The 531-nt window shown below is 64.6% G+C and carries 1 protein-coding gene; it reads left to right on the top strand.

Features of this window, described 5'->3' with window-relative positions; all coding sequences use genetic code 11:
* Positions 1-531 (top strand): hypothetical protein (locus tag HMPREF9463_RS11240; RefSeq protein ID WP_198019981.1); only part of this gene is annotated, 531 nt, incomplete at both ends.

Genomic DNA, 531 nt, shown 5'->3' with positions numbered 1-531 from the left:
CGGAAACACGACCGCGATGTTCTACAACATCGAGCAGCGCGCCCCTGGGCGAAAAAGGACGTCGAGGCGGTCAACCGCCGCCGCCGCGCCGACGCCAAGGCGAAGCGCGAGGCCGATGAGTGCGGGCGCATCGAGGGCGCCGCCCGCGCGGAACAGCATCGCAAAGACCTTCTCGATTGTTGGGGGGCTCACATCGACGAGGAAACCTTGCAGGAGGGCCGCCGCGACCACACCGCCTACCAGTGGTGCGATCTCGGCTTCGTTCCGATTGCCGAGGCTCGGTGGCGGCTTACCCGATACGGAGGCAATTCCGCATGGTATTACTGCTCTCCCTGGGATGTGCGCTATGACCCAGACCGCGCCAAGGAGCTGCTGGAGACGGGGCCGCGTGAGTACGACAGGCTGCCCGACGGTCGTCCGTACGAGTGGGCGTCCGTGGTGGCAAGCGTAAAAAAAACGGGGATGGTCAAAAACCCTCCCCGTTTCGTTAGCGGTGTCGACCCGCCTACCTGCGAGTCCTGTAGACCTTGC

Origin of the sequence: Collinsella sp. 4_8_47FAA (assembly GCF_000763055.1) — a bacterium.
Classification (GTDB): Bacteria; Actinomycetota; Coriobacteriia; order Coriobacteriales; family Coriobacteriaceae; genus Collinsella.
This window is presented reverse-complemented; position numbering and strand designations above follow the sequence as displayed.